Source organism: Xanthobacter luteus, from assembly GCF_040049235.1.
Taxonomy (GTDB): domain Bacteria; phylum Pseudomonadota; class Alphaproteobacteria; order Rhizobiales; family Xanthobacteraceae; genus Xanthobacter.
In genome coordinates, this window is the sequence record NZ_JBDZDO010000007.1 from 40,470 (window position 1) to 62,951 (window position 22,482).

Consider the following 22,482-nt stretch of genomic DNA (forward strand, 5'->3'; position numbering starts at 1 on the left):
ACGACGCCCTGTCCCAGGGCTTGGACCCAGCGCCCCGGCCCGGGGCCGGGGCCGGGCGCGAAAAGACAAAGGCCGGCGTGGATGGCTCCACGCCGGCCTTTTCCCATTCTGCCGCACGCCGCGGGCCCGGGCGCCGCGGCGTCAGTCGTCGCGGTAGACGCGCTCGCGGCGCTCGTGGCGCTCCTGCGCTTCCACCGAAAGGGTGGCGATCGGACGCGCCTCGAGCCGCTTCAGGGCGATCGGCTCGCCGGTGTCCTCGCAATAGCCGTAGGTGCCGTCCTCGATGCGCAGGAGGGCGGCGTCGATCTTGGCGATGAGCTTGCGCTGGCGGTCGCGGGCGCGCAGCTCGATGGAGCGGTCGGTCTCCGAGGAGGCCCGATCCGCGAGGTCGGGATGGTTCTGGTTCTCGTCCTGAAGGTGCTGCAGGGTCTCGCGCGCCTCCTTGAGGATGTCGTCCTTCCAGCGCAACAGCTTCTGGCGGAAATATTCCCGCTGCCTGTCGTTCATGAAGGGCTCGTCCTCTCGGGGGCGATAGTCCTCGTCGATTTGGATCGACATCAGCCAAGTCCTCGATACAACGTCGCTGATCCCCGTGGCGCAGGCGCTCCCGGCGCCCCCACCCGAAGATGAGCGGCGCACGCAAGACCCCTACCCCATCAACGATCCGGAGCCGTCCGCCCCCTGCGGCGCACGCCGCGCGGGAACATCCGGGAACTCCAAGGTCGCCGCGCTTATATCGACGCCCGCCCGTCGCGACAACCGGTCTTCGAGCGCCATGCCGGCACAGCCGGGACTTGACGCCGCGCCGAAGGGTGCCGACCTTGCCGCAGCCGGAACGGCCGACGACGACGGGGATGAAGCACATGCGGTTCGAGGGAACGGGAAGCTACGTCGCCACCGACGACCTGAAGGTGGCGGTCAACGCGGCCATCGTCCTCGAACGGCCGCTGCTGGTGAAGGGCGAGCCGGGCACCGGCAAGACCGTGCTGGCGCAGGAGGTGGCGAAGGCGCTCGGCGCCGATCTCATCGAGTGGCACATCAAGTCCACCACCAAGGCGCAGCAGGGGCTCTACGAATACGATGCGGTGGCGCGCCTGCGCGACAGCCAGCTCGGCGACCCCAAGGTTCACGACATCGCCAACTACATCCGCAAGGGCAAGCTGTGGACCGCCTTCGCCGCCGACACCCGGCCGGTGCTGCTGATCGACGAGGTCGACAAGGCGGACATCGAGTTCCCCAACGACCTGCTGCAGGAGCTCGACCGCATGGAGTTCCACGTCTACGAGACCGGCGAGCAGGTCAAGGCGCGCCAGCGCCCCGTGGTGCTCATCACCTCCAACAACGAGAAGGAGCTGCCGGACGCGTTCCTGCGCCGCTGCTTCTTCCACTACATCCGCTTTCCCGACGCCGACACCATGCGCGCCATCGTCGACGTGCACTTCCCAGGCATCAAGCCGCGCCTGGTCTCGGAGGCGCTGCGCCTGTTCTACGATTTGCGCGAGGTGCCGGGGCTGAAGAAAAAGCCCTCCACCTCCGAGCTCATCGACTGGCTGAAGCTGCTGGTGGCGGAGGACGTGGACGCGCAGACGCTGCGCGAGAAGGACGTGCGCAAGGCAATCCCCCCGCTCGCCGGCGCCCTGCTCAAGAACGAGCAGGACGTGCACCTGTTCGAGCGCCTCGCTTTCCTCTCGCGGCGCGAGCAGCGCTGAGACCATGGACGCGACACAGATCCTGATCGCTCTGCTCGTGGTCGGCGTGCCGCTGGCGCTGTTCCTCAGCCTGCGCGGCGCGGGCAGGACCGCGCCCGGCGCCCAGGCCAAGCCGGAGGGCGGCAGGCCGGATCGCGCCACCCAGGATCGCGCCATCGACTACGGGCTCGGTCGGGAGGGATCACCGGCCCCCGCCGCATCCGCCGCGAACAGCGCGCCGGACACCGCCGACGCGGCGCGGGCGGCGGGCGCCGCGGCGGCGGCCGGCGGCGCCCTGATCCTCGCCACGGGTTATGCCGCCCACCGCCATTCCGGCGAGGCGGGCGGCGAGTCGCCCGACGTGGGCCACAGCGGCAGCGGCCCCGATTCCGGCGACGCCGGCGGCTCGGGCGACGGGGACGGCGGCGGCGAATAGCTCCCTGCGCCGCGCCGGAGACAAAACTTAGCGAACCAGCGAAGTATCCCTTGCAATGCCGCACGGCGCGCGTATCGTTAGCCACATGGCTAAGCATTATGCCGATCTGTCCCTGCTCTTCCACGCGCTGGCGGATCCGACCCGCCGGTCGATCCTGACGCGCCTCGCCGAAGGACCGGCGGCGGTGACGGATCTTGCCGGCCCCACGGGCCTGCGCCTGCCCACCGTGATGCGGCACCTGTCCGTTCTGGAGGAGGCCGGGCTGATCGCCACCGCCAAGGACGGGCGCGTGCGCACCTGCGCCATCCGCCCCGAGGCGCTGGAGCCGGCGCGCACATGGCTCGACGATCAGCGGGCGATCTGGGAGGCGCGGCTCGACCGGCTGGACGCCTTCGTGACGAACGTGATGAAGGGAGAAACAGGATGACCCCACAGCAGCAGCCCGGCCGCTTCGCCACGCTGACCTTCGCGCGCGACGTCGCCGCGCCGCTTTCGACCCTGTGGCAGGCCTGGACCGCTCCGGCCGCGCGGGCGGTGTGGGCCGCGCCCACCCCCTCGGTCACGGTGGCGTTCCTGGAGGCCGACACACGCGTGGGGGGCCGCGAGGTCTCGCTCTGCAAGGTGGCGGGCCAGCCGGACATGAGGTGCGAATGCGGCTGGCTCGCGCTTGAGCCCGCCGCGCGCAGCGTGAATTACGAGGTGGTCTCGGCCGCGGGCGTCACGCAATCGGCCGCGCTGGTGACAGCGGCTTTTTCAGGCGCCGGCGCAGGCAGCAGGCTGGTCGTGACCGTTCAGCTGTCCGCGCTGGCCGCCGAGATGGAGGACGGATACCGGCAAGGCTTCGACGCCGGACTGAGCAATCTCGCCGGCGCGGCCGAGCGGACCATGGTGCTGGAACGGGTGATAAAGGCCCCCCGATCCGCGGTCTGGGGCGCCTGGATGAACCCCCAGTCGCTGCCGCAATGGTGGGGGCCGGACGGCTTTTCCTGCCGCACGCAGCGGATCGACCTGCGGCAGGGCGGCGAATGGGTCTTCGACATGATCGCGCCCGACGGCACGGTCTTCCCGAACCATCATGTCTATGTGGAGGTCCGGCCCGAGGAGCGGATCGCTTACGGCCTGCTCTGGGGCGAGAACGGGCCGAAGCATGCCGACGCCTGGGCGGCGTTTGACGAGCAAGATGGGGGCACGAAGGTGACGCTGGGCATGGTGTTCAGCACCGCGGCCGAGTATCAGGCGGCAAAAGGCTTCGGCGCCGAGGAACTGGGCCAGCAGACCCTGGGCAAGCTGGAGCGCCGCGTCACGTCCGGCTGAACGTCACGCTCTCACCACCAAGACTTGCCGATGTTGAAGGTGTAGCTGACCGAGAGGCCGGCCATGAACTGGTTGGCGTCGCTGGTGAGCGGCGAGGAGGCCGCATCGCCCAGAAGCCGGCCGTAGCTGGCAAAGACGCCGGTCTCGAAGCCGTTGCGGAAATTGTAGGTGAGCTGCGCGGTCGCCCCGACGAGGTCGAAGCCGGAGCCGGGCGTGTAGACCGGCAGCGGGTTGCCGAGCGCGGTGGCCACCGCCGACTGGGCCGCCGAGACGCCGAAATAGGTCTCCATATAGCCCGAGCCGCCATAGGTGAGGCGCGGGCCGACGGCGAAGCGCCACTGGCCGTAGGGCAGGATCACGTCGGCGCCGAGCAGGCCGCGGATGCCCTCGAAGCCGCCGACGCCGTAGCGCAGCTCGGCGCGGGTGCGCAGCCAGTCGGTGACGTACCACTCGGCGAAGCCGCCCGCCTCGAGCGCCGGATCGACGTCGCCGAGGCCCAAAAGGCGCGAGGAATCGCTCGCGTCCCGCCCCCAGTCGATGCGCCCCACCGCGCCGACGCGGAAATTTCCGGTGTCGAACACCGCCAGCGAGGGATTGTCGTCGATGCTGCGGAAGACGTTCAGCTGGCTCGCCTTGCGGATGGAAAAGATGAGGCCGGGGCGGAAGGCGTAATTGTCGGCCCCGGGATAGCTCGGCTCCGCCGCGCCGGACACGCCGACGGTCATGTACCAGTCCTCGTTGACCGAGGGCGCCACCGGGGTCGGCGGCGGCGGCGAGAACAGGTCGGCCGCGGCCGCGCCGCCGCATGCCCCCGCGCCGAGCAGGGTGGCAAGCAAAAGCGGACGCAGCTTCAAGAACACGGCCATCGGGGAACCTCTGAAACAACCAGCGGCCATCCTGCAGCCGGGCGGATTTAAGAAATGCCAAGCGCGCGGCACACGCGCGCCGCGATCGCCCCGGCGCGGGCGCCGATGCAAGGAGAGGGTTAACCAACGGTTGGGTCAAGGCCGCCTGGCGGATAGCGCCGGGCATGTGGCAGATCGGCCACGCGCGGGCGACGGCGCGGCCGGCCAAGACTCACGCGCCGGGCTCTGCCGATGCGCGCGCGGCGCCGGCCGCTTGGGTCACGGACCGCGCCGGGGCGCGCCACGCCCGCCAGGACGGGGTGCCCCCGAGGGTTGGGGACGCCCCATGACCGCCGGCCGGTCGGCCTCGGCCCGGCGCCCCGGCCTCGGCTTCAGCGGGCGCGGTCCGCGGCCCTGCGCGCCCGCGCCTCTGCCCTCCGCCGGCGCCGCCGCGCGGGCGACGAGGCGCGCGCGCCAGAACGCCACGAAGTCCCGCAGCGGCGCCCAAGCGCGGCGCGGCTCCACGGCCAGGAACGGCTCCAGCAGCGCCAGCCGGTCGTCGCGCCCGGCCATCGCCTCCGCCACCAGCGCCGCGCAGAGCAGGTGCGCGGAGAGCGGCTGCAAACCCAGGCCGGCGATGGCGTAGACGCCCTTCTCGACGCGCCCCGCGAGCGGCATGCCGTGGGGCGCGGCGAGGATGCGCCAGCCGCGGCCCTCGGGCCGGCCGCCCAGCCGGTCGGGCAGAAGGCCGCGCGCATGGCGCGACAGGATGCGCGCCGCGCCCGAGGCGGTGCGCACCGGCAGCGCGGTCGGCACGGCGAGCACGAGGCCGGCCTCATCCACGTGATAGTCGATGCCGAAGCCGCCATATTCGCGCACCCGGCCGCCGAAGGCCGGCGGCGCGCCGGCGAGCGGCACCCGACCGGCGGCGAAATGGGTCGCCTTCAGCCCCGCCGCGAGGTGCGGGACCGCGGACCGCAGGATCTCGGTGCCGCACAGGATCACCTCGAACGCGCGGATGCGCACGCCCGGCGTGTCCACATATTTGCGCAGGCCCTTGAGATCGCAGGCGACCGGGCCGTCGGCGGCGATCTCCTGGATGCCCATGGAGCCGGCCGCCCGCGCCAGCGCCGCGGCCAGCGCGCCGGCCGGGATGCGCACCGCCGGAACGAGGCCGAGGGCGGCGACGAAATCGTCCGTGCCGAGCAGGCCGGCGAGGTCGCCCGCGCCCACCAGCCGCGCGGTGCCGGGGGCGATGCGCGCGAGCAGCGCCTGCTCCTCGGCGAGCCGCCCGGCGGCGGACGCGCGGGCCGCCAGCAGCGCCCCCTTGGGGCCGAATGGAACGCCCAACGCCGCGGCCAGATCGCGGCCCTGGACCGCCGCCTCCCGCGAGAGCGCCCACAGCGCCCCGGCATCGTCCTCGCCGACGCGGTCCACCAGCGCGCGCGCCGACATGGCGAAGCCGGGCGCCAGCACGTCGTCGAGCGGCAGAGCGGGGTCGGCGGCGGCGCCGAGGCGCACCACGTCGCGGCCTGCGCCGGCGAGCCGATGGGCGAGCGCCAGCGCGGCGAGGTCGGAGCCGACGACGCAGACCTCGCAGTCGATCACCCGGCGCCGATCCGCGCCGCGCGCGGCTGCGCCCGACGCTTGCGGGCCCTTGGGGCGTGGCAGAATGCTCGTCATGGGTCCCGTTTCCGGCTGGGAATATGGCCCGATTCGCTACCGGCTTGCCTCCCCATTGCGCATCTTGTGGGGCGCAGCTGTGGCGTTGCCATGACGGGCCGGGCCCGGGCGCGCGGCTTGCGCGGCGCCGCCCGCCGCCATAAGGGAGTGCAGCCGCCCTCCCCTGCCCCGGGAAAGCACCATGCGCCGCCTCATGCTGTTGCGCCACGCCAAGTCCGACTGGCCCGAGGGCGTCGCCGACCCGGAGCGCCCGCTGGGGCCGCGCGGGCGCGCCGACGCCCCCCGCATGGGCGCCTACATGGCGGCGGAGAACCTCATCGCCGACCGCGTCCTGGTCTCCCCCGCCCGGCGCACGCGCGAGACCTGGGAGCTGGTGGGCGCCGCCTTGCCGCAGGTGGTGGAGACGGCGAGCGAGCCGCGGCTCTACGAGGCGAGCGCCGCCCGCCTCGTGGCGGTGCTGCGCGAGCAGCCGCGCACGGCGCACGTGCTGATGCTGGTGGGGCACAATCCCGGCCTGCAGGACCTTGCGGACCTGCTGGTGGCGTCCGGGCCGCTGCGGCCGATCGAGCGCATGGCGGAGAAGTTCCCCACCGGGGCGCTCGCCGTCATCGATCTGCCGGTGGACGACTGGGCGCAGCTGGCGCCCGCCTCGGGGCGGCTCGACCGCTTCGTCAGCCCGCGCGCGCTCGCGCCGGACAAATAAGATGGCCGGCTGGAGCGAGGCCGTCGAAGACGCGCGCATCGCCTTGATGTCGCTCGCCGACCGCATGGAGGGGCTGACCAACCCCACTTTGCGGCTCGGCGTCACCGGCCTGTCGCGGGCGGGCAAGACCATCTTCACCACGGCGCTGATCCACGCCCTCACCAAAGGCGGGCGCCTGCCGGTGTTCGAGGCCTCCGGCCGCATCGCCCGCGCGGCGCTGGAGCCGCAGCCGGACGATGCGGTGGCGCGCTTTGCCTATGAGGATCATCTTGCCACCCTCGCTAAGGCGCGGGCCTGGCCCTCCTCCACCACGCGGGTGAGCGAGCTGCGCCTGCTGGTGCGCTATGCCAGCCCGCGCGGCGCCATGCGCACGCTCACCCTCGACCTCGTCGACTATCCCGGCGAGTGGCTGCTCGATCTGCCCCTGCTCGACATGGGCTTTTCCGATTTCGCGCGGCAGAGCCTGGAGCTCGCCCGCGCGCCCGCCCGCGCCGCGCTCGCCGGCCCGTTCCTCGCCGCGCTCGCCGCCACCGATCCCGCGCGGCCGGCGGACGAGGCCAAGGCGCGCGAGCTCGCCGGCCACTTCACCGCCTATCTCGCCGCCTGCCGCGCCGAGACCGTCGCCATGAGCCTGCTGCCGCCGGGGCGCTTCTTGATGCCGGGCGAGCTCGAGGGCTCGCCCGCCCTCACCTTCGCGCCGCTCGACCCGCGGCCCAAAGGGTTCCCCTCCGGCTCGCTCGGGGCGATGATGGAACGCCGCTTCGAGGCCTATAAGAGCGCCGTGGTGCGGCCCTTCTTCCGCAACCATTTCGCCAGGCTCGACCGGCAGATCGTGCTGGTGGACGCGCTCGCGGCGCTGAATGCCGGCCCGGCGGCGCTCGCCGACCTCGAGCGCGCGCTCGACGGCATCCTCGCCGCCTTTCGCACCGGGCGGAACAGCCTCGTCAGCGCCCTGTTCCGGCCGCGCATCGAGAAGGTGCTGTTCGCCGCCACCAAGGCCGATCACCTGCACCGCACCAGCCATGACCGGCTGGAGGCCATCCTCGCCCGCCTGGTGGAGCGCGCCCGCGGCCGGGCGAAGCAAGGCGGCGCCGCGCTCGACGTGGTGGCGCTCGCCGCCATCCGCGCCACGCGCGAGGCGCGGGTGACGCGCGGCGGCCACGAGCTGAGCGCCATCGTCGGCACCCCCGAGGCAGGCCAGGAGGCGGGCGGACACGTATTCGACGGCGAAGAGGAGGTGGCGGTGTTCCCCGGCGAGCTGCCGACCGATCCGGACGCGCTGTTCGATCCCTCGGGCGCCGGCTTCCGCGGGCTCGCCTCGGCCCATGCGGACGAAGCGGACTTCCGCTTCCTGCGCTTCCGCCCGCCGGCCGGCATTGGCGCCGACAAGCCCATTCCCCATATTCGCCTCGACCGGGCGCTCCAGTTTCTGCTGGGCGACCGGCTGGCGTGAGCCCGGCCAAACGATCGGCGCGGTCGGGCGCCGCGCCGCGGCAAGGATGAGGAAGCCCATGAGCGAGGACCACGGCGCCCGCGCCGGCACGGCGCCCAAGGCGTCCCACGGGGGACAGGCGGGGGGACAGAAACCGCACCGGCGCCACCGCCCGCAGGTGTTCCGGCTTGACGAGGCCGAGGTCACCCTCGCCCCCGAGCCGCTGGAGGCGGAGATCGCCGCGCTCGACGTGCCGCCGGAGGCGCGGCCGCGCCGGCGCAGCATCTCCTGGGCCGGCCTGTTCTGGTCGGCGGTCGGCGGGCTGGCGAGCCTCGGTCTCTATCTGGCGGTGAGCCGGCTGATCGAGGACCTGTTCGCCCGCGCCTCCTGGCTCGGCTATGCCGGCCTCGCTTTGGCCGCGCTGCTGGTGGTCGCGAGCCTCATCATCGTCGCCCGCGAGCTCGCCGGGCTGTCGCGCCTCGCCCGGCTCGACGACATCCGCGCCCGCGCCGCCGCCGCGACGCAGGCGGACGACCTGCCCATGGCCGAGCGGGTGGCCCGCGACATGCTGCGCCTCGCGGCCGAGAAGCCCACTTTGGCCCGCGCCCGCGCCGAATTGGAGGGCCATCTCGGCGGCATCATCGACGGCGCGGACCTGGTGCGGCTCACCGAGCGCTCGCTGCTGCCCGGGCTCGATTCGCGCGCGCGGCAGATGGTGTCGGACGCGGCCCGCAACGTCTCGGTGGTCACCGCGGTCTCGCCGCGGGCGCTGGTGGACCTCGCCTTCGTGCTGTTCACCGCGGTGCGCCTGGTGCGCGCGCTGGCGCTGCTCTATGGCGGGCGGCCCGGCGCCCTCGGCATGGTCCGGCTCGCCGGGCACGTGGTCGGCCATCTCGCCATCACCGGCGGCATGGCGGCGGGCGACACGCTGGTGCAGCAGATCGTCGGCCAGGGGCTGGCCGCGCGGCTGTCCGCCCGGCTCGGCGAAGGGGTGGTGAACGGCCTGCTCACCGCCCGGCTCGGCCTTGCCGCCATCGCCGTGACCCGGCCCATGCCGTTCGTGGCGCTGCCCGCCCCGCGCCTCGCCGATGTCGCCACCGGGCTGGTGCGCAAGGCCGAGGAGGAGGCTGCCTCAGCCCGGTAGCAGGCGCTCGGGCACCGCGCGCGGGCGATAGCGCACCGGGCGGTTGCGGACGATCATCTCCACCGTCGGCCAGGCGACGAAGGCCGAGAGCACGGCGAGGAACGCCGCGAAGCTCCATTGCCGGTCGACCAGCGCGATGCCGAAGATGGCCACCAGCCCGGCGAGCGTCGCAAAGCCCAGCACCGCCACCAGCCACCAGCGCAGCGTCGCGAACCCGCCGCGATAGGTGACGCCCGGCTGGCCGCGGAAGCCGCCCGCGGTCTCGAGATCGGCCAGACGCTCATGGAGCGCGCGCACGAAGGCGGCGTATTCCGGCCCCTGGTCGCGCACGCCGGTGAGCGAGACGCGGGAGACCGAGCCGAGCTTGAGCTTCTCCCCGCCCCAGGTGCGCAGCTCGGTCTCGAAGCTCGAATGGGCGAATTTCGCCGGATGGAAGCGCAGCCGCACCCCCGCCACGTCGCGCAGCGAGAGCCGGCCCTCCCGCGCCCCGACGGCGTACGAGATCGCGTCGCCCGAAAGCGTCGCCCGCGTGCCGGCGCCGCCGAGGCGCGGCTGGTAGGCGTAGCTCGCGTCCTTGCCCCACCAGACACGTTCGGCGGCCTGCGCCGGGGTCGGGCGATCGGTGCGGATGTCCGCGCTCACGTCAGCTCCCGCATGGCGGCGTCGAGGCCCGCGACGGTGAGGGGATACATGCGGCTCTCCATGATGTGGCGCACGAGGCGGATGGATTCGGTGTAGCCCCAATGGGCCTCGGGAACGGGATTGAGCCACACCGCCTTGGGATAGGTGGAGAGCAGCCGGCCGAGCCAGGCCTTGCCGGGCTCGGCGTTGGCATGCTCCACCGAGCCGTTGGCCATGGTGATCTCGTAGGGGCTCATGGAGGCGTCGCCGACGAAGATCAGCTTGTAGTCGGCGCCATAGGTGTGGAGCACCTCGTGCAGCGGCGTGCGCTCGGAGGCGCGGCGGCGATTGTCGCGCCACACCGATTCGTAGACGCAATTGTGGAAGTAATAGTGCTCGAGGTGCTTGAATTCGGTGCGCGCGGCCGAGAACAGTTCCTCGCACTGGGCGATGTGCCAGTCCATGGAGCCGCCCACGTCGAGGAACAGCAGCACCTTCACCGCGTTGCGCCGCTCGGGGCGCAGGCGCACGTCGAGATAGCCCTGGCGCGCGGTCTCGCGGATGGTGCCGTCGAGGTCCAGTTCCTCGGCGGCGCCGATGCGGGCGAATTTGCGCAGGCGGCGCAGCGCGACCTTGATGTTGCGGGTGCCGAGCTCCACCTCGCCGTCGAGGTCGCGGAACTCGCGCTTGTCCCAGACCTTCACGGCGCGGAAGTTGCGGTTGCCGTCCTGGCCGATGCGCACGCCCTCGGGATTGTAGCCATAGGCGCCGAACGGCGAGGTGCCGGCGGTGCCGATCCATTTCGAGCCGCCCTGGTGGCGCCCCTTCTGCTCCTCCAGGCGCTTCTTGAGGGTCTCCAGCAGCTTGTCGAGCCCGCCCAGGGCCTCGATCTGGCGCTTCTCCTCCTCGGTCAAATGCTTCTCGGCGAGCTTCCTCAGCCAGTCCTCGGGGATCGCCTGGCCCTCCTCGCCGAGCGCCGCCTCGAGGCCCTTGAAGCATTGGCCGAACACGCGGTCGAAGCGGTCGAGGTGGCGCTCGTCCTTCACCAGACAGGCGCGGGCGAGGAAATAGAAGGCCTCCACCTGGCGCTCGGCGAGGTCGGCGTCCATCGCTTCCATGAGGGTGAGATATTCACGCACCGAGACCGGCACGCCGGCGGACTTCAGGGCCTCGAAGAAGGCGATGAACATGAGCGGGCGTCCTCGGCGCGCAGGTCCGGCCCAAGGGCGGGGACGAAATACCGCTCATCTTGCCACGGGCGGGCGCGCCGGCTCAATGCCCCGCGGCGAGAGGGCCGATCACGAGGCGGGCGCCGGCGGACCACCGATCGGGCCTCGCCCGGCGCCGGAGCACGCGCAGCACCGTGGCCGGGCAGCACCGTGGGAGCAGCACCGTGGCCGAGCAGCACGGCGCGGTGCGAGACCGCGCCCAGGAGCCCCGCGTCCCGGCCATCCGCGCCGGGCGCCGTGACCCGGCCCGGAGCGGGCGCGCGTTGCGCGACCCCAGAACCGGGACCGGGCGTCAATCCTCGAACAGGATCTGGTGGCTGTTCGTGACTTCGGTGACCGTCGCCGCGGTGAGCGCCACGATGTTGAGGAACTTGGCGAAATCGACGGCACCCGCATTGGCGACGTAGAGAATGTCCTTGTCGCGCATGTAGACCTTCGAGGACAGCAGGAAGCCGGACGGATCGCCGAGATTCACCGTGTAGATGGTGGGGACCTTGCTGTTGTTGGGGGGCACGTCCCGCAAGTCGACGCCCATGCGCCCCAGCGTGTCGCGGGCCTCCATGCGGAACAGGAACACCGACTGGGGATCGGCCTGCTGGTCCACGAGGCCGCCGGCCTTGGCGATCGCCGCACTGAGGGTGACGGTGTCGTCGCCGAACGCGAATTCGCCCTGGGTGCCCGAGGCGCCGAACGCCAGGAACTTGCGCGAGCGGGAATAGACGTAGATCACGTCGCCCGGCTGGAGGTAGACGTTGTTGGCCGGCTCGCGGATCAGCCGGTTGAAGCTGATGGAGCCCTCGCGCCCGTTGCGCTGCAGCGTCACGAAGGTGTCGTAGCCCTTGTTCAACAGCGAACCGGCCTGACCGACGGCGTCCAGAACCCGCTCGCCGGTGGAGCGCAGGGGGAATTTGAGCGAGCCGCTGGTCTCGCCGATCACCGTCACCCACGACGAGCGCTGCTCGTACACGGTGACCACGGCCTGGGGCTCGATGGCGCGGTTGCGCAGCCGCTCGACGATCTCGGCCTCGATCTGCGCCGGCTCGCGCCCGACCGCCCGGATGAGCCCGGCATAGGGCACCGAGATGTTGCCGTTGTTGTCCACCGTCTGCCGGGGGATGTCGACGAAGTTACCGGCGCGGGACGCCGCCTCGGCGGGGATGAACAGGCCGCCCGAGGAGGCTTCGAAGATGCTGATCGCGATCACGTCGCCCATGCCGACCTTCACCCGGGGCGCGGGCTTCTGGTCGTTGCGGAAGGTGCCGATCAGCCCTTCGCGATCGAGCGAGGCGAGCACGCGCACCGCGTCGACGTTCATCGGCACGAGCTTGTACTTGAAGCCGTCCGTGTCTTTCTGGTTGCCGTGGATCTCGGCGGTATAGGGACCCGAGGCCGGAAGAAAGTTGCATGCGGCGAGCATGCCGAGCATAGCCGCGCTCGCCGCCGCGCCGGCACATGCTCGCAATACATCCCGAATGTCGGCCACGGGTCACCCCCTCTGTCGCACGCCAAAGCTAGTATCACGGGTGCCCGAAACTGAACATCTACCGAGGGTTTTCAGGCATCGCCGACCCGCGATTGGCGGCTAGCTGTGCCTGGAATGCCACAGACCGACGCAATTGGGAGTGCCATGGTGCCTCCCCTCTTCCGCGCCGGGCGCCGCTCGGCGGAAAATCTGCCCGCACGGATCGAGAATCGGCCGGAATCAGTCGATCAGCGGCGATTCTTTGCCGCAGAACCATCCCGCCGCCCAAGCGACGCGGGTCCGCGAGTCGCGGATAGGTTGCGCGGCGCGCGAGCCACCAGCCGTGCGCGCGGCCGGTTCAGGTGGAGATGAGGAACCGGTCGACCCCTTCCAGCACCAGGCAGGTCAGGTGCCCGGTGGCATAGGCGCCGGTGTCGATGTTGATCCGGTTGCTGAGCACTTCGGGGCTGGAGATCGGCGTGTGGCCGTGCACCACCAGGTGACCGAAGGAATGGGGATAGTCGAGGAACTCCCTGCGGATCCACAGCAGGTCGTTGCGCTCCTGCGCCGCGAGGCTCAGTCCGGGCCGCAGGCCGGCATGGACGAACAGATAGTCGCCGCACACGTAGGAGGTCTCGAGCTGGGTCAGGAACGCGACGTGGTCGGCCCGCATGCCGGTGCGCCATTCGTTCCAGAGCTGGGACTGGTCGAGGGTGCCGGAGGGCCGCACGTAGGAGAACACGGTCTCCAGGCCGCCGACGCGCAGCCAGTCCGCGAACGCCTCCTGCGAGGTGAGCGCCTGGAGCATGATGTCCTCATGGTTGCCCGTGAGGCATACGGCGTTGCGGGTGCGCATGCGTTCCATCAGCGCATCGATCACGCTGGCGGACTGCGGCCCGCGGTCCACGTAGTCGCCCAGATAGACCTCGATGCACTGGGGTCCGGGATGGAGCTCGGCATCCTCGTCGATGGCTTCGTGCAGCGTCGTCAGCAGATCGAGGCGGCCATGGATGTCGCCTACGGCATAGACCCGCAGATTGTCAGGAATCGTGGGCACGGTCGGATCTCGAAACGGCTCGGCCAGATGGCCGTTGCGGGCTTTCAAGAGAGACATTACCGCCATGCCGCGCTCCCCGGGCCACGAAAATTCATGGGCCGCCTAGAGCAATGGTAACATTGAATCCACGCGCGGCGTCAATGAATTGTTGCATCGCACCATACATAAGCGGCGTTAGGCGGTATTTCCCTCGGGGTCTCACGGCTGTGTGATGCCGACCGCCTGTTTCGCCGCAATCGGTGGTGCTGTCCAGGGGGGAAGGGCATGGCATTCGAGATCGCGGCGCTCGCCATGGTGATCGAGGCGCTGGTGGGATATCCGGCCGGCCTGGTGCGGCGCATCGGTCATCCGGTGGTGTGGATCGGGCGCCTCATCGCTCTGCTCGACCGCGGCCTCAACCGCGAAAGCCTGCCGGCCGAGCGGCGGCGCACCCGGGGCATCCTCGCCATCGGCCTCGTCATCGCGGCGGCGGCGCTGCCGGCGCTGCTGCTGGAGCTGACCTTCGCCGATTCCGCCCTCGGCCTGCTGATCCTCGCGCTCCTGGGCAGCACGCTGATCGCCCAGCGCTCGCTGCACTGGCACGTGGAGCAGGTGGCCGAGGCGCTGGAGCGCGGCGACAGCGCGGGCGCAGGCCTGGAGCAGGCGCGCCAGGCGGTCGGCCAGATCGTCGGACGCGATCCCAACACGCTGGACGCCCACGGCGTGGCCCGCGCCGCCATCGAGAGCCTCGCCGAGAACTTCTCCGACGGCGTGGTCGCCCCGGTGATCTGGATGGCCGTGGGCGGACTGCCCGGCGCGGCCGCCTACAAGGCGGTGAACACCGCCGACAGCATGATCGGCCACCTGACGCCGCGCCATTCCGACTTCGGCCGTGCGGCGGCGCGGCTGGACGATTTCGTCAACCTGCCGGCCTCGCGCCTCGCCGGCTGGCTGCTGATCGCCGCCGCCGCGCTGATGCCCGGCGCCTCGGCGGGCGGGGCTCTCAAAGCCATGCGGCGCGACGCGGCGCGCCACCGCTCGCCCAATGCCGGCTGGCCGGAGGCCGCCATGGCCGGCGCCCTGGGGCTGAAGCTGAACGGCCCGAAGGTCTATGGCGGCGTGCCGACCCAGGACGCCTTCATGGGCGACGGCCGCCGCGAGGCCACCAGCGCGGACCTGCGGCGCGCGCTCTCGCTCTATCGGCGTGCCGACGGGCTGCTCATCGGCCTGATCCTGCTCGGCGCCATCGTCCAGACGCTGCTGTTCAGCTGAGGGCCGGCGCGGCGGCGCAGGCGCGACCGGCGCCCTAGCGGGCGGCAGCAAGCAGCGCGTCGAGGTCGAGATGGGCGCCAAGGTGGGCGGCGAGCGCATCCAGCGTCGCGTCCACGCGCGCCTCGAAGCCCTCCCCGCCCGCGCTCGCGCCGAGCCCCTCGAGGAAAGCGGCGCGGAAGGCATCGGCGGCGAACAGGCCGTGCACATAGGTGCCGGCGATGCGCCCGTCCGGCGAGACCGCCCCCTCCGCCGCCCCGTCGGCGAGCCGGGCGAAGGGACGTTCCGCGTCGGCGCCGGTGGTCACGCCCATGTGCATCTCATAGCCGTGGAACGGCCCGCCCAAAGCCTCGCCGTTCACCTCCACGAGGCGCTTTTCACCCGAGAGCACCGTGTGGACGTCCAGCAGGCCGAGGCCGCGGGCGATGCGCGCCTCGCCCTCCACGCCCTCGGGATCGGCGATGGTGCGCCCCAGCATCTGGTAGCCGCCGCACAGGCCCAGCACCCGCCCGCCGCGCCGGGCGAAGGCGAGGATGTCGTGATGGAGCCCGCCCGCCTTCAGCGCCGCGAGATCGGCGAGGGTGGATTTCGAGCCCAGCAGCACCACGAGATCCGCCTCCGGAGGCAGGCTCTCGTGCGGGCGCAGGCGGCGCACGGCGATGTCGGGCTCGGCATCGAGCGGATCGAGGTCGTCGAAATTGGACACGTTCGGCAGGATCGGCACGCACACGAGCCGCCGCGCGGCGGCCTTGCGCGGCGGCGGCGCGGCGAGCGCCAGCGCGTCCTCGGCCGGCAGCCGCACGGCGTCGGCAAAGTGCGGCACGAGGCCGAAGGCGGGCCAGCCGGTGAGCTGCGCGATGCGCGCCATGCCGTCGGCGAACAGCGCAGGATCGCCGCGGAACTTGTTGACGATGAAGCCGCAGACCAATGCCGCGTCGGCCGCATCGATCACCGCTTTGGTGCCGACGAGGCTGGCGATCACCCCGCCCCGGTCGATGTCGCCGATCAGCACCACCGGCACGTCCGCCGCCCGGGCGAAGCCCATATTGGCGATGTCGTTGGCGCGCAGGTTCACCTCGGAGGCGCTGCCCGCGCCCTCCACCAGGACCAGGTCCGCCTCGGCCTTCAGCCGCGCGAAGCTCGCCAGCACCGCGGGCAGAAGCTGCGCCTTCAGCCCCTGATAAGCGGCGGCCTTGGCGGTGGCGCGCACCCGGCCCTGCACCACGATCTGGGCGCCGGTCTCGCCTTGCGGCTTCAACAGCACCGGGTTCATGTGCACCGAGGGCGGAACCCGCGCCGCGCGCGCCTGCAGCGCCTGGGCGCGGCCGATCTCGCCGCCGTCGGCGGTGACGGCGGCGTTGTTGGACATGTTCTGCGGCTTGAACGGGCGCACGCTCAGGCCCCGGTGCGCGAACGCGCGCGCCAGCCCCGCCACCAGCAGCGACTTGCCGACGTCCGAGCCGGTGCCCTGGAACATGAGCGCGCGCGCGGCCACGGGCTAGAACTCGATGCCGGGCTGCGCCTTCACCCCGGCGGCGAAATGGTGCTTCACGAGGCCCATCTCGGTGACGAGGTCGGCCGCCGCGATCATCTCCGGCTTGGCGTTGCGCCCGGTGACCACCACGTGGAGGCCGCTCCGGCGCGCGGCGAGCGCGGCGAGCACCTCGCCAAGGTCGAGATAGTCGTAGCGCAGCGCGATGTTGAGCTCGTCGAGGATGACGAGCCCGATGCCCGGGTCCGCCATCAGCTCCTTCGCCTTGGCGAAGGCGCGGGCGGCGGCGGCCTTGTCGCGGGCGAGATCCTGGGTCTCCCAGGTGAAGCCCTCGCCCATGGTGTGCCAGGCGACACGGTCGCCGAAGGCGGCGAACGCCGTTTGCTCGCCCGTGGACCAGGCGCCCTTGATGAACTGCACCACCCCCACGCGCCCGCCGCGCCCGAGCGTGCGCAAAGCGAGGCCGAAGGCGGCCGTGCTCTTGCCCTTTCCGGGGCCGGTATGCACCAGGAGCAGCCCCTTCTCCACGGTCTTGCCGGCCACCTCGGCGTCCTGCACGGCCTTGCGTTTTTCCATCTTGGCGCGGTGGCGCGCCGCCTCGGCGTCGGTAAGCGGGCCGGCGGGATCGGGGATGAGATCGCTCATGGGGCGCCTCCCGGCGTCTTGAGGTCGAGCGGCAGGCCGGCCACCACCAGCGTCACCCGGCCGGCGATGCCGGCGATGCGCTGGTTGAGCCGCCCGGCGGCGTCGCGGAAGCGGCGCGCGAGCGCGTTGTCCGGCACGATGCCGAAGCCCACCTCGTTGGCGACGCAGACCGTCAGCCCGGCCCGCCCGGCGAGGGCGGCAAGCAGCCGGTCCGCCTGCGCCTCAAGGTCGTGGTCCGCCAGCAGATGATTGGTGAGCCAGAGCGTGAGGCAGTCCACCAGCGCCGGCCGGCCCGGCGGCAGGCCGGCGAGCGCGCCGGCAAGCTCCAGCGGCGCGTCGACGGTCTGCCACCCCGCGTCCCGGCGGTCGCGATGGAGCGCGATGCGCGCCGCCATCTCGCCGTCGCGCGCCTGGGCGGTGGCGACATAGGTCCAGGGACCCGGTTCGGCCTCCACCAGCGCCTCGGCGAACCGGCTCTTGCCGGAGCGCGCCCCGCCGAGGACCAGGACGAGGCCGCCGGCGGCCGCGGCCGCCGGCGCGTCTTGGCGCAAGCCCGAGGGGGCGGCCACGTCAGCCCGGGATGATCTGTCCGGCGAGCGCGGCGATGCCGACGCCGGCCACGGCGGCACCGGCGAGGCGCGCATTGAGCGACACCGGCGCCTGCTTCACCGAACGGGTGGCGTAGGCGACGCCGACGGCGATCACGCTCTGAATGATCACCAGGCCGGCCAGATAGGCGAGGAGCGGGGTCTGCTCGGCACCGAAGATCGATTCGCCGTAGGCATAGCCGTGGAACAGGCCGGCGATGGCGAACAGAGCGGCCCAGGCGCCGACGGGCACGGCGGCGGCGCGCGCCAGCAGCACGCCCAGAAGCAGCACCGAGGCCGCCACCACCAGTTCGGAGCCCGGCACCGACACGCCCATCACATGGATGGCGACGCCCAGCGCCGAGGCGGCGACGAACAGCACCGGCAGCGCGAGGTTCAGCCCGAACGCGCCCACCACCACGCCGATGCCGACGATGAAGGCGAGGTGATCAATCCCGATCACCGGATGGCCGAGGCCGGAGAGCAGGCCCTGCATGACATTGGACGGCATCTCGCCACCCATCATGTGGTGGGCGTGGGCCGGCGCCGCGGCGAGCAGCGCGAGGCCTGTGGACGCAACGGCGGAAACGGTACGGCGCTTCGACATTTGACCTCCTTGGCCCTCCCACCGAGGGCGCCTTGGACGAGCCCGCGCGCGGGCGATTTGAGGTGGCGGCAGGTCTCCTGGCTCGCGGATCGCCGCCCGCCCCGCGCCTTCCCGGATCGCTCCAGTGGCTCTTGCGGGGGGACTATCCGCCGACAGTTGCGGGGGCAGCTGCGGCATTGGGCTCGACGCCCGCACCGCATTCCCTCTCTCGGCCCGCCGCGAAGCGGGCACCGACACCGCCGCGACTATAGGGACCGCAGCAGGGGCGCGGCAACCGGAGGGTTCGGAAATCGCGCGCGATTTTTGTGCGCCGCCGCACGCGCGGCCGGCCCGTGCCGGCTATAGTCACCGGCCAGAGGCATTCCCGGAGGACGCGATGCCGGCCCCCCTCACCCGCCATTGGCTCGCCCGCCTGGTGGCCTTCGACACCACGAGCCGCAACCCGAACCTGGCGCTGGTGGCCGACGTGGAGGCGTTCCTCGCGGCCAACGGCGTCGCGTTCGTGCGGGTGGAGGATCAGGCCCAGGGCAAAGCGAGCCTGATCGCCACGCTCGGCCCGCGGCAGGAGGCGGGCATCATCCTCTCCGGCCACACCGACACCGTGCCCGTGGACGGCCAGGACTGGACCTCCGACCCGTTCGTCCTCGCCGCGCGCGACGGCCGGCTCTATGGCCGCGGCGCCTGCGACATGAAGGGCTTCCTCGCGGTCTGCCTCGGCCTGCTGCCGGAGATGGCGGCCCGGCCGCTCAAGAAGCCGATCCACCTCGCCTTCTCCTATGACGAGGAGCTCGGCTGCCTCGGCGTGCGCCCGCTCATCGCCCGGTTCCTGGCCGAGGGGCTGAAGGCCGAGGGCTGCATCGTCGGCGAGCCGACTTCGATGGCGGTGGTGACCGCCCACAAGGCCAAGCGCTCCCTGCGTACCATCGTGCGCGGGCGCTCGGGCCATTCCTCCCGCGCGCCGGAGCTGGCGAACGCGGTGGAGGCGGCGGCGCTGATCGCGGCGGCGGTGCACCGGCTCGGCGCCCGGCTCGCCAAGGACGGCCCGCGCGATGGGCTCTACGACGTGCCGTTCTCCACCGCCCATGTGGGCATCCTGAAGGGCGGCACGGCGCTCAACATCGTGCCCGACCACGCGGTGCTCGAATGGGAGGTGCGCGCGCTGCCCGAGGAGGACGTCGACGCCTATGTGCGCGAGATCGAGGATTATGCCCGCGCCGAGGTGCTGCCGGCGCTGAAGGCGCGGGCGCGCGAGGCGGAGATCGTGTTCGAGCTGAAGGCGGCGTTTCCGGGCCTCGCCACCGATCCGGGCGCGCCCATCGCCGTGCTGGCCAAGGCCTGGGCCGGGCGCAACGACCATTGCAAGGTCGCCTACGGCACCGAGGCGGGGCTGTTCGCCGAGATGGGCGGCATCCCCACCATCGTCTGCGGGCCGGGCTCCATCGCCCAGGCGCACCAGGCCGACGAATATGTGGAGGATCGCCAGCTCGCCGCCTGCGAGGCCTTCGTGCGGAAGGTGATCGCCCACTGCGCGTGAGGCCGCGACGCCTCCCGGACGCCACCTCCCCCTTGCGGGCAGGGGTGGGGGTGTCCCCACCGCCCGCGCCATCCGCGCGGCTCCCCGACCCTATCCCTTCGCCTTGGCCACCAGCGCCGAGGTGGAGCGGCCCTCCACCAGCGGCACCAGCGCGACGCGCCCGCCATGGGCCTTCACCACGTCGGCGCCCACCACCTCATCCTCGCGATAGTCGGCGCCCTTCACCAGCACGTCCGGCCTCAGCGTCTCGATGAGGCGCAGCGGCGTGTCCTCGTCGAACAGCACCACCAGATCCACGCAGCGCAGCGCGCCCATGACGCGGGCGCGCGCCGCCTCGTCCTGCACCGGGCGGCCCTCGCCCTTCAGGCGCTTCACCGAGGCGTCGGTGTTGAGCGCCACCACGAGGCGGTCGCCTTCCCGCGCCGCCGCCTCCAGCAGCGCGACGTGGCCGGGATGCAGGAGGTCGAAGCAGCCATTGGTGAACACCACCCGCGCGCCCGCCGCGCGCCATTCGGCGATGACGCGCGCCGCATCGTGCGCCGAAAGCAGCGCGCCGGGCGCCATGCCGGGCGTGCCCGCCTCCTCCAGCGCCGCGAGCAGCTCGGCGCGGGTGACCACCGCGGTGCCGAGCTTGCCCACCGCCACCGCGGCGGCGGCATTGGCGAGGTGGACGCTGGCTTCCAGCGGCTGGCCCGCCGCCAGCGACACCGCCAGAGCGGCGAGCGCCGTGTCGCCGGCGCCGGAGACGTCGAACACCTCGCGCGCCTTGGCCGGCACGTGCAGCACCTGGCCGCCGCGGCGCCACAGCGTCATGCCCTTCTCGGCGCGGGTCACCAGCACGTCGCCGCCGAACTGGGCCGAGGCGGCTTCGGCGGCGCGCGCCGCCTCCGCGTCGGTGGCGTCGGGCAGGCCGGTGGCGGTGGCGAGCTCGCTGCGGTTGGGGGTGACGAGGCTGGCGCCGCGATAGGCCTCGAAGGTGCGCCGCTTGGGATCGACCACCACCGGCACGCCGGCCGCCTGCGCGGCGGCGATGGCGGCGGCGATGACGGTGTCGCTGAGCAGGCCCTTGGCATAGTCGGAGAGCACCAGGACGCGGGCGCCGCGCACCGCCTCGGCCACCGCCGCCAGCAGCGCCTCCAGCAGGCCGGCCTCGGGCGGGGCGATGGTCTCGGCGTCGATGCGCACGATCTGCTGGCGCCCGCTCATGACGCGGGTCTTGGTGATGGTCGGCCGGCCGGCGTCGCGCACCATCAGATCGAGGGCGACGCCGGGATGGGCGGCGAGCGCGGCGCACAGCAGGTCCGCCTCCCGGTCCCGTCCGACGAGGCCCACCAGCCGCACCCGCGCGCCCAAGGCGGCGGCGTTGGCGGCGACGTTGGCGGCGCCGCCGGGCACGATGCGCTCATGGCCGTGTACCAGCACCGGCACCGGCGCCTCGGGCGAGATGCGCGAGACCGAGCCGGTGATGTAGCGGTCCACCATCACGTCGCCGATCACGGCGATGGGGCCGGGCGCGCCGTCAGGCACCATGGCGGATCGTCCCCTGCTTGGCGCGCCGCATCAGACGGCCTCGTTGCGGCGCGAGAGGTGGCCGTTCACGTAGGACGCGACGCCCTCCTCCAGCGAGGTGAAGGGCGCGCTGTAGCCGGCCGCGCGCAGCTTTCCCATGTCGGCCTGGGTAAAATACTGGTAGGCGCCGCGCAGGTGCTGCGGCATGTCCACATAGGCGATGCGCGGCGCCGTGCCGAGCGCCGCGAACACCGCGGTGGCGAGGTCGGCGAAGCTGCGCGCCTGCCCCGTGCCGACATTGAAGATGCCGCTGACCTGCGGGTTCTCCAGCAGCCACTGCACCACCGCCACGCAGTCGCGCACATGGATGAAGTCGCGCAGCTGGCCGCCGTCGCCATAGGCCGGATGGTGCGACTTGAAGAGCGTCACCGCCTCCCCCGCCGCTGCGGCGGGATAGATCTTGTGCACCACCGAGCGCATGTCGCCCTTGTGGGCCTCGCCGGGGCCATAGACGTTGAAGAAGCGAAGCCCCGCATATTGCGGCGGGCGCGGCCGGCCGGCGCGCACGTCGGCCATGATCCGGCGGTCCACGAACAGCTTGGACCAGCCATAGGGATTGAGCGGGGCGAGGCGCGCCAGCGCGCCGGCATCGTCCGCGTCGGCAAAGCCCGAGGAGCCGTCGCCATAGGTGGCGCCGGAGGAGGCGAAGACGAAGGGCAGGCGCTTTGCCGCGCACAGCGCCCACAAATCCAGCGTCGCGCGGATGTTGCGGGCGACGATCTTGTCCGCGTCGCGCTCGGTGGTGGCGGAGATGGCGCCCATGTGGACGATGCCGGCGAGCAGCCCGCCCGCGCGCGCGACGAAGCCCTCCACGGCCTCGGGCCGGATCACGTCCTCGAGCGGGATATCGGCGATGTTGCGCCATTTCGGCCCGTCCTCGAGCCAGTCGGCGACCACCACCCGGCGGCCGTCCGCGGCCAAGGCGCGGGCGATGTTGGAGCCGATGAAGCCCGCCCCGCCGGTCACCAGCATCAGATCGCGGCCGGGGCCGCGCGAAAGCGTCATGTGGCTCAGCACCCTCGCAATGGACCGCCGGTGTGCCACGCCGCCTCCCCGCTTGTCCATAAGCCGGCGCCGGAAGGTGTTGTCTCACGCCGACATCGGCCGCGCCGGACCGGGGGCGGCGCACGGCGCAGGGCACAGCGAAAGGGGCGCGGGCTCCCCTCCCCCTTGTGGGGAGGGGCGA

22 protein-coding genes and 1 riboswitch are annotated in these 22,482 nt (G+C 72.3%); of the genes, 9 read left to right on the plus strand and 13 right to left on the minus strand.

Going from position 1 to position 22,482, the window contains the following annotated elements; all coding sequences use genetic code 11:
* Positions 1 to 141 precede the first annotated feature (141 nt).
* Positions 142 to 558 (minus strand): RNA polymerase-binding protein DksA, encoded by a 417-nt coding sequence (dksA, locus tag ABLE88_RS19600; RefSeq protein ID WP_121625455.1) that lies wholly within the window; start codon positions 556 to 558, stop codon positions 142 to 144.
* 305 nt (positions 559 to 863) lie between these two features.
* Between dksA and ABLE88_RS19605 the strand changes: the two genes are divergently transcribed.
* The 4 genes from ABLE88_RS19605 to ABLE88_RS19620 all read left to right on the plus strand — a co-directional run bounded on the left by ABLE88_RS19605 (position 864) and on the right by ABLE88_RS19620 (position 3,438).
* Complete coding sequence (locus tag ABLE88_RS19605; RefSeq protein ID WP_348833414.1) at positions 864 to 1,709, plus strand: AAA family ATPase; 846 nt, start codon at positions 864 to 866, stop codon at positions 1,707 to 1,709.
* Between the two features lie 4 nt (positions 1,710 to 1,713).
* Entirely contained in the window at positions 1,714 to 2,124 is a 411-nt protein-coding gene (locus ABLE88_RS19610) for a hypothetical protein (RefSeq protein ID WP_348833416.1), read from the plus strand.
* A gap of 85 nt (positions 2,125 to 2,209) precedes the next feature.
* Positions 2,210 to 2,551, plus strand: a complete 342-nt coding sequence (locus ABLE88_RS19615) for an ArsR/SmtB family transcription factor (protein ID WP_348833417.1) — start codon at positions 2,210 to 2,212, stop codon at positions 2,549 to 2,551.
* Complete coding sequence (locus ABLE88_RS19620) at positions 2,548 to 3,438, plus strand: SRPBCC family protein (RefSeq protein WP_348833418.1); 891 nt, start codon at positions 2,548 to 2,550, stop codon at positions 3,436 to 3,438. Before ABLE88_RS19615 ends, ABLE88_RS19620 begins: the two co-directional genes overlap by 4 nt.
* An 11-nt stretch (positions 3,439 to 3,449) precedes the next feature.
* Here the strand turns inward: ABLE88_RS19620 and ABLE88_RS19625 are convergent, their stop codons facing one another.
* Both ABLE88_RS19625 and ABLE88_RS19630 read right to left on the minus strand, forming a co-directional pair.
* Positions 3,450 to 4,304 carry a MipA/OmpV family protein gene (locus ABLE88_RS19625; RefSeq protein ID WP_348833419.1) on the minus strand — a complete coding sequence of 285 codons (855 nt, stop codon included), beginning with the start codon at positions 4,302 to 4,304 and terminating at the stop codon, positions 3,450 to 3,452.
* Between the two features lie 258 nt (positions 4,305 to 4,562).
* On the minus strand, positions 4,563 to 5,966 hold the full coding sequence (locus tag ABLE88_RS19630) for a hypothetical protein (RefSeq protein WP_348833421.1): 1,404 nt from the start codon (positions 5,964 to 5,966) through the stop codon (positions 4,563 to 4,565).
* A gap of 181 nt (positions 5,967 to 6,147) precedes the next feature.
* On the opposite strand from ABLE88_RS19630, the gene ABLE88_RS19635 reads away from it, so the two are divergent.
* From ABLE88_RS19635 to ABLE88_RS19645, 3 genes are read left to right on the plus strand one after another with little or no spacing between them, the layout of a single operon-like run.
* Positions 6,148 to 6,669 carry a SixA phosphatase family protein gene (locus ABLE88_RS19635; protein ID WP_348833422.1) on the plus strand — a complete coding sequence of 174 codons (522 nt, stop codon included), beginning with the start codon at positions 6,148 to 6,150 and terminating at the stop codon, positions 6,667 to 6,669.
* Between the two features lies 1 nt (position 6,670).
* Positions 6,671 to 8,122, plus strand: a complete 1,452-nt coding sequence (locus tag ABLE88_RS19640) for a YcjX family GTP-binding protein (RefSeq protein ID WP_348833423.1) — start codon at positions 6,671 to 6,673, stop codon at positions 8,120 to 8,122.
* A 58-nt stretch (positions 8,123 to 8,180) separates the two neighbouring features.
* A complete protein-coding gene (locus ABLE88_RS19645; RefSeq protein WP_348833424.1) occupies positions 8,181 to 9,245 on the plus strand; it encodes a YcjF family protein in 1,065 nt (354 codons plus the stop codon).
* Here the strand turns inward: ABLE88_RS19645 and ABLE88_RS19650 are convergent.
* The 4 genes from ABLE88_RS19650 to ABLE88_RS19665 form a co-directional block, all read right to left on the minus strand.
* Positions 9,234 to 9,887: a hypothetical protein gene (locus ABLE88_RS19650; RefSeq protein ID WP_348833426.1), complete on the minus strand. Its 654-nt coding sequence runs from the start codon at positions 9,885 to 9,887 to the stop codon at positions 9,234 to 9,236. The two genes, ABLE88_RS19645 and ABLE88_RS19650, sit on opposite strands and share 12 nt — an antisense overlap.
* The gene (locus ABLE88_RS19655; RefSeq protein ID WP_348833427.1) at positions 9,884 to 11,056 is read right to left on the minus strand and encodes a vWA domain-containing protein; all 1,173 of its coding nucleotides are present in this window, start codon (positions 11,054 to 11,056) and stop codon (positions 9,884 to 9,886) included. The genes ABLE88_RS19650 and ABLE88_RS19655 overlap by 4 nt, the downstream gene beginning before the upstream one ends.
* Before the next feature lie 331 nt (positions 11,057 to 11,387).
* Positions 11,388 to 12,521: a polysaccharide biosynthesis/export family protein gene (locus ABLE88_RS19660; RefSeq protein WP_348833428.1), complete on the minus strand. Its 1,134-nt coding sequence runs from the start codon at positions 12,519 to 12,521 to the stop codon at positions 11,388 to 11,390.
* A gap of 394 nt (positions 12,522 to 12,915) precedes the next feature.
* Positions 12,916 to 13,614 (minus strand): metallophosphoesterase family protein, encoded by a 699-nt coding sequence (locus ABLE88_RS19665; RefSeq protein WP_348833429.1) that lies wholly within the window; start codon positions 13,612 to 13,614, stop codon positions 12,916 to 12,918.
* A 264-nt stretch (positions 13,615 to 13,878) separates the two neighbouring features.
* Here ABLE88_RS19665 and cbiB point away from each other — a divergent pair, with 264 nt between their 5' ends.
* Entirely contained in the window at positions 13,879 to 14,865 is a 987-nt protein-coding gene (cbiB, locus tag ABLE88_RS19670) for an adenosylcobinamide-phosphate synthase CbiB (RefSeq protein ID WP_348833431.1), read from the plus strand.
* A 34-nt stretch (positions 14,866 to 14,899) separates the two neighbouring features.
* Here the strand turns inward: cbiB and ABLE88_RS19675 are convergent, their stop codons facing one another.
* From ABLE88_RS19675 to ABLE88_RS19690, 4 genes are read right to left on the minus strand one after another with little or no spacing between them, the layout of a single operon-like run.
* The gene (locus tag ABLE88_RS19675; protein WP_348833690.1) at positions 14,900 to 16,339 is read right to left on the minus strand and encodes a cobyric acid synthase; all 1,440 of its coding nucleotides are present in this window, start codon (positions 16,337 to 16,339) and stop codon (positions 14,900 to 14,902) included.
* A gap of 21 nt (positions 16,340 to 16,360) precedes the next feature.
* Positions 16,361 to 16,999, minus strand: a complete 639-nt coding sequence (cobO, locus tag ABLE88_RS19680; RefSeq protein ID WP_348833432.1) for a cob(I)yrinic acid a,c-diamide adenosyltransferase — start codon at positions 16,997 to 16,999, stop codon at positions 16,361 to 16,363.
* Entirely contained in the window at positions 16,996 to 17,568 is a 573-nt protein-coding gene (gene cobU / locus ABLE88_RS19685) for a bifunctional adenosylcobinamide kinase/adenosylcobinamide-phosphate guanylyltransferase (RefSeq protein WP_510182921.1), read from the minus strand. The genes cobO and cobU overlap by 4 nt, the downstream gene beginning before the upstream one ends.
* 1 nt (position 17,569) lies before the next feature.
* Complete coding sequence (locus ABLE88_RS19690) at positions 17,570 to 18,193, minus strand: HupE/UreJ family protein (protein ID WP_348833433.1); 624 nt, start codon at positions 18,191 to 18,193, stop codon at positions 17,570 to 17,572.
* Between the two features lie 50 nt (positions 18,194 to 18,243).
* Positions 18,244 to 18,443, minus strand: a riboswitch (cobalamin riboswitch).
* Between the two features lie 126 nt (positions 18,444 to 18,569).
* On the opposite strand from ABLE88_RS19690, the gene argE reads away from it, so the two are divergent.
* The gene (argE, locus tag ABLE88_RS19695; RefSeq protein ID WP_348833435.1) at positions 18,570 to 19,727 is read left to right on the plus strand and encodes an acetylornithine deacetylase; all 1,158 of its coding nucleotides are present in this window, start codon (positions 18,570 to 18,572) and stop codon (positions 19,725 to 19,727) included.
* 90 nt (positions 19,728 to 19,817) lie between these two features.
* On the opposite strand, the gene rfaE1 is transcribed toward argE, so the two are convergent.
* Together rfaE1 and rfaD are read right to left on the minus strand one after the other, a co-directional pair.
* On the minus strand, positions 19,818 to 21,257 hold the full coding sequence (rfaE1, locus tag ABLE88_RS19700; protein ID WP_348833437.1) for a D-glycero-beta-D-manno-heptose-7-phosphate kinase: 1,440 nt from the start codon (positions 21,255 to 21,257) through the stop codon (positions 19,818 to 19,820).
* Positions 21,258 to 21,287: 30 nt separating this feature from the next.
* Positions 21,288 to 22,271, minus strand: a complete 984-nt coding sequence (gene rfaD / locus ABLE88_RS19705; RefSeq protein WP_348833692.1) for an ADP-glyceromanno-heptose 6-epimerase — start codon at positions 22,269 to 22,271, stop codon at positions 21,288 to 21,290.
* Between the last annotated feature and the right edge of the window lie 211 nt (positions 22,272 to 22,482).

Coding starts and splice junctions, on each gene's coding strand:
- dksA (WP_121625455.1), bottom strand. CDS start 558: ATGTCGATCCAAATCGACGAGGACTATCGCCCCCGAGAGGACGAGCCC.
- ABLE88_RS19605 (WP_348833414.1), top strand. CDS start 864: ATGCGGTTCGAGGGAACGGGAAGCTACGTCGCCACCGACGACCTGAAG.
- ABLE88_RS19610 (WP_348833416.1), top strand. CDS start 1,714: ATGGACGCGACACAGATCCTGATCGCTCTGCTCGTGGTCGGCGTGCCG.
- ABLE88_RS19615 (WP_348833417.1), top strand. CDS start 2,210: ATGGCTAAGCATTATGCCGATCTGTCCCTGCTCTTCCACGCGCTGGCG.
- ABLE88_RS19620 (WP_348833418.1), top strand. CDS start 2,548: ATGACCCCACAGCAGCAGCCCGGCCGCTTCGCCACGCTGACCTTCGCG.
- ABLE88_RS19625 (WP_348833419.1), bottom strand. CDS start 4,304: ATGGCCGTGTTCTTGAAGCTGCGTCCGCTTTTGCTTGCCACCCTGCTC.
- ABLE88_RS19630 (WP_348833421.1), bottom strand. CDS start 5,966: ATGACGAGCATTCTGCCACGCCCCAAGGGCCCGCAAGCGTCGGGCGCA.
- ABLE88_RS19635 (WP_348833422.1), top strand. CDS start 6,148: ATGCGCCGCCTCATGCTGTTGCGCCACGCCAAGTCCGACTGGCCCGAG.
- ABLE88_RS19640 (WP_348833423.1), top strand. CDS start 6,671: ATGGCCGGCTGGAGCGAGGCCGTCGAAGACGCGCGCATCGCCTTGATG.
- ABLE88_RS19645 (WP_348833424.1), top strand. CDS start 8,181: ATGAGCGAGGACCACGGCGCCCGCGCCGGCACGGCGCCCAAGGCGTCC.
- ABLE88_RS19655 (WP_348833427.1), bottom strand. CDS start 11,056: ATGTTCATCGCCTTCTTCGAGGCCCTGAAGTCCGCCGGCGTGCCGGTC.
- ABLE88_RS19660 (WP_348833428.1), bottom strand. CDS start 12,521: ATGCTCGGCATGCTCGCCGCATGCAACTTTCTTCCGGCCTCGGGTCCC.
- cbiB (WP_348833431.1), top strand. CDS start 13,879: ATGGCATTCGAGATCGCGGCGCTCGCCATGGTGATCGAGGCGCTGGTG.
- ABLE88_RS19675 (WP_348833690.1), bottom strand. CDS start 16,339: ATGTTCCAGGGCACCGGCTCGGACGTCGGCAAGTCGCTGCTGGTGGCG.
- cobO (WP_348833432.1), bottom strand. CDS start 16,999: ATGAGCGATCTCATCCCCGATCCCGCCGGCCCGCTTACCGACGCCGAG.
- ABLE88_RS19690 (WP_348833433.1), bottom strand. CDS start 18,193: ATGTCGAAGCGCCGTACCGTTTCCGCCGTTGCGTCCACAGGCCTCGCG.
- argE (WP_348833435.1), top strand. CDS start 18,570: ATGCCGGCCCCCCTCACCCGCCATTGGCTCGCCCGCCTGGTGGCCTTC.
- rfaE1 (WP_348833437.1), bottom strand. CDS start 21,257: ATGGTGCCTGACGGCGCGCCCGGCCCCATCGCCGTGATCGGCGACGTG.